Source organism: Hyphomonas sp. (genome assembly GCF_037969335.1).
Classification (GTDB): Bacteria; Pseudomonadota; Alphaproteobacteria; order Caulobacterales; family Hyphomonadaceae; genus Hyphomonas.
The window spans coordinates 1-4,006 of record NZ_JBBKXE010000088.1; the positions used below are offsets into that span (position 1 = coordinate 1).

Genomic DNA, 4,006 nt, shown 5'->3' on the forward strand with positions numbered 1-4,006 from the left:
CGCCGCCTGTTCTACCGGCCGGACCGCACCCAGCCACCGGAAACCCGCCTGCCGAAAGTCCCGTTACGCCACGATGACGGCTGGTGCGATGCCCCCGGCGACCCGCTCTACAATCGTCCGGTCGCCCTGCCCTACCCGGCATCTGCCGAAAAACTCTGGCGCGCCGACCATGTCTACAACCTGATTGTGGAACTCGGTTACAATGACGATCCGGTCGTCCCGGGCCGCGGCAGCGCGATTTTCCTGCATCTCGCCCGCGAAGACTACAAGCCGACCGAAGGCTGCGTCGCCCTCGCCGAGCCGGACCTGCGCACAGTGCTCCGCTTCCTGACGCCGGAATCGCACATCGAAATCGCGCTCTAGCGCGCGCCGAACAGAGCTGTCCCGATCCGCACATGCGTCGCGCCAAAACGTGCGGCCAGCGCATAGTCCCCACTCATGCCCATGGACAGGCCGGTCAGGCCATGCCGCCGGGCGAGCTTCGCCAGCAGCGCAAAATGCGGCCCGGCCGGCTCATCGACCGGCGGAATGCACATCAGGCCCTGCACATCGAGCCCGCATTCCTCGACCGCCACCTTCAACAGGTCCGCCAGCCCGTCCGGCGTGACGCCCGCCTTTTGCGGCTCCTCGCCCGTATTCACCTGGATGAATATTCCCGGCGCACGGCCAACCTTTTCCACGGCCTTTGCCAAGGCCCGCGCCAGTTTTTCCCGGTCCAGCGTCTCGATCACGTCGAACAGGGCGACCGCATCATCCGCCTTGTTGGTCTGCAGTGGTCCGATCAAGCGCAATTCGAGATCAGGGTAGAGCGCGCGCCGCTCGGCCCAATGCGCCTGCGCCTCCTGCACGCGGTTTTCGCCGAACACCCGTTGGCCAGCGGCCAGCATCGCGTCGATCTTCTCATCGGGTTGTGTTTTCGACACGGCGACAAGGTATGGCGGCGGGCTCGCGGCCTGCGCCAGCTCTGCCAGAATGTCGTCGCGCCGCTTGGCAAGGGATATGGAAGCCGTATCAGTCATGATGATGACGTTGAAACGCCAATCCTCGCCAAAGCGCAAGCTTCTGGCCGCCGCCCGCGCGGCTTCGGCGCACCTGCCGCACGGGATTCCGCCCGTCCTGTTCCTGACAGATCCCGCCCGCACGCCTGATCCCGTCCGGACAGCTGGATCACTGCCGCCCGGCTGGGGCGTCATTTATCGCCATTTCGGCGCGCCGGATGCCGCGATGATTGCGGCAGACCTGGCTGACGTCTGCCGGGCCCGAAAGCTGCGCCTGCTCATCTCCGCCGATCCGGCTCTGGCCATGGCGCTCGGCGCGGCGGGCGTTCACTGGCCGCATGCCCGTCTCACTGCATCCCGGAAGTGGCGCGGCGCGTTCCCGGTGATGACGGCCAGCGCCCATTCGCCCGCCGAACTGCGCGCGATCGCGCACTATCCGATTGATGCCGCCCTCATCTCAGCCGTGTTTCCGTCGAACAGCCCGTCAGCTGGAACGCCCCTCGGCCCGCTGAAACTCCGGCAACTCACGCGGATAGCCCCCTGCCCGGTCTTCGCCCTTGGCGGGGTGACGGCGCGCAATGCCAGTCGCGTTGCACCGTTGGCCGGCATCGCGGGCGTCGACTCGCTCGCGGCCGCGTTCGATACGACAAGCTAGGTCAGCCACCTTCTGCGGGCGTACCGAACACGGCGATCATCAGGCCCAGCACTGTCAGCACGGTAAACAGCAATACTTTTCGCCATTGTCCGCCTGCCTTATGCGCCGAAACGGCAGCGATGGCCGACTGGATCGCGTAATAGGTCGCGAAGGCGCGGGACGCGAAGGAAATGATCTCGAACAGGTGGATCGTCCATGTCAGGGCCAACCCGATTCCGACAAGCAGGGCATAGGCCTGCCGCTCGGTGACGCGCCCTCCGGTCAGTTCCGCAACCAGTCCGCCCGATCCGCTCGTGTCGGCAATTGCCGCGCTGAACTGCGCCGTGAGGGCCGCCGCGACCAGCAGCAATGGCAGGATCGGCGCCACCACGCGCATCATGTCGATGATGGCCGTCTCCTGCAGATGCAGCTCGTTGCCCTGGAACACATACGCCACCAGCCCGATATAGATCATGTAGATGGCCGAAGAGAGCAGCTGCGCGATGCGCATCGACCGGATCCGCGTCGGCGCATCATAGGTGCTGCCGAGATAGCGCGATGTCTCGAACCCCTGCACGGTGACGATCAATCCGAAGCCCAGCGCGATCCCGGCCCAGCCCGTCGCTTTTGGTGCCAGCAGGACCAGCTTGTCCGCACCCGCCTCCTTGCCGAAATAGATCGCAAGCCCGACCAGCAAGCCAAGGATGATGGCAAGTTTCACACTGACGGAAACCTGCTCCATCCGCTCCAGGGCGCGAAAGCCTTTCAGCCAGCCGACCACCAGGATCAGCACGAACACGGCGCTGGTCAGCCCTCGCGCATGCAGTGAGTCGTCCCACGGCGTGAGGCTCACCCCGAAGGCACCAAACAGGTTGAGATAATAGGCCACCGAGATGACATAAGCGAAGGCCAGCACCCACGAACCGGCCATCTCGAGGCGACCGACCAGGGGCCCCGGATCGGTGTCCCGCTCCCCGCGCATCTGGATATTGTGCCGGATTGCCGCGCCGAACAGGTAGGCGCCGACACACAGGGCCAGCATCGCGAGCGGTGCATACTTGCCATACGAGAAATCGAGAATGGGTCCGAGGACGAGGAACCCGCTGCCGATGATCGACGCGAGCGGCGTCATCGTCGCGCGCCAGGTCTTTATCCCCGCCACGCGCGGCACCAGCAGGAAAACACCCGCGGCAAGCGTGACAATCAGGATCAGGCCATTCAGGAACACGGCAACAGGACTTCAACTCCCGGAAGGCGGGCGCGAATCCGGTGGCGCGCCGTTACAGGGTAACGCCTAACCTGCATGAAAAGCCCGGCGCAAGGTCGAATCCTCGCGTCGCGATCAGTTGGCTGTTTCAAAAAAAGGAAAAATCAGAACTTGAATGCCGACTTGAGCCGGATACCGGTCTCGAGCTGGCTGTCTTCCCACTTGGACGTATCGTCCAGGCGTTCTGCGCCCAGGCTGACTTCACCGCCGACGGAGAAACGCGGCGTAACGCGGAACGTCGCGCCTGCCTGCATCTGCTCACGTGGAAGCGGCGACGAGCTTGGCCGGGTCAGCATGTCGAGGTTCAGCTGCCAGCGGGCATTGCCACCGAACTGGACGGAGAAATCATCCGTTGGCTCGGGCTGCCATACGGGCTTGGTATCCGCCGGCTTGGGCTGGGCAAACTGGCGGTACCAATCGGCCTCGGCTACCTTGCTTTCAGAAAGGGAGGGTGCCTGAACCGTGAGAACATTGTCAGGCACAACCGGATCAGCCATCGCCGGCAAAGCCAGCATGGCTGAAATCAGAGTGACTGAAAGGATCAAACGCGGTTTCATTTCCTACACCTTCTCGCAAAAGAATAGTCATCCCGGCCAGTTAAGAGAAGATTAACATTCGGAGAGGGGGCCAAATTAAAGCGATAGTGTGATTTCTAACACAATACCGTCGGCAGAATCCCGATTTGGAGGCAGTGGAACCAGCCCAACTCGCCTGTAGCGGACTGTCTGGCTGCGATAGCCCCCGGCAATCCGCACGCCTTCGCGCAATTCCTTCGCGGCGCCGAGGCTCCAGGATTCGCTTTCGAGGCCCGTCAGGTCATCGCTGGCCTCGCCATAGTCCAGCCCAAAATCGAGCGAAAAGGCCCGTTTGGTCGCGCCGATCGTCCACGCCGAATAGTCGCCCTGACCGGCCTCCACGCCACTATTGCTGCCCAGGAAGCTCGCGCCTATCGTCAGCGTGTCGAATTCTGCCGATGCCCCCGCAGACCAGGTTTCGACTGTTCCATAATTATCTGGCGTGATCTCGGAGCTCACATCGGCGCGGCAGTAGGCCAGCGCCGCCAGCAGCCTCACGCCGCGCTCGCGCAACTTGCGCGAAACATTGACC

General features: G+C 63.6%; 6 protein-coding genes. 2 read left to right on the forward strand and 4 right to left on the reverse strand.

The window, feature by feature from the left end; genetic code table 11:
• Nucleotides 1-363: L,D-transpeptidase family protein (locus AADA04_RS07190; RefSeq protein ID WP_340692574.1), on the forward strand; the 363-nt coding region annotated here is incomplete at its 5' end.
• On the opposite strand, the gene AADA04_RS07195 is transcribed toward AADA04_RS07190, so the two are convergent.
• Nucleotides 360-1,019, reverse strand: a complete 660-nt coding sequence (locus AADA04_RS07195; RefSeq protein ID WP_340692575.1) for a YggS family pyridoxal phosphate-dependent enzyme — start codon at nucleotides 1,017-1,019, stop codon at nucleotides 360-362. The genes AADA04_RS07190 and AADA04_RS07195 overlap by 4 nt on opposite strands.
• Between AADA04_RS07195 and AADA04_RS07200 the strand changes: the two genes are divergently transcribed.
• Entirely contained in the window at nucleotides 1,000-1,653 is a 654-nt protein-coding gene (locus AADA04_RS07200) for a thiamine phosphate synthase (protein ID WP_340692576.1), read from the forward strand. The genes AADA04_RS07195 and AADA04_RS07200 overlap by 20 nt on opposite strands.
• Before the next feature lies 1 nt (nucleotide 1,654).
• Here AADA04_RS07200 and AADA04_RS07205 read toward each other — a convergent pair whose 3' ends face one another.
• The 3 genes from AADA04_RS07205 to AADA04_RS07215 all read right to left on the reverse strand — a co-directional run.
• A complete protein-coding gene (locus AADA04_RS07205) occupies nucleotides 1,655-2,860 on the reverse strand; it encodes a hypothetical protein (RefSeq protein ID WP_340692577.1) in 1,206 nt (401 codons plus the stop codon).
• A gap of 143 nt (nucleotides 2,861-3,003) precedes the next feature.
• The gene (locus AADA04_RS07210) at nucleotides 3,004-3,456 is read right to left on the reverse strand and encodes an NtrZ family periplasmic regulatory protein (RefSeq protein ID WP_340692578.1); all 453 of its coding nucleotides are present in this window, start codon (nucleotides 3,454-3,456) and stop codon (nucleotides 3,004-3,006) included.
• Nucleotides 3,457-3,531: 75 nt separating this feature from the next.
• Nucleotides 3,532-4,006: porin (locus AADA04_RS07215; protein ID WP_340692579.1), on the reverse strand; the 475-nt coding region annotated here is incomplete at its 5' end.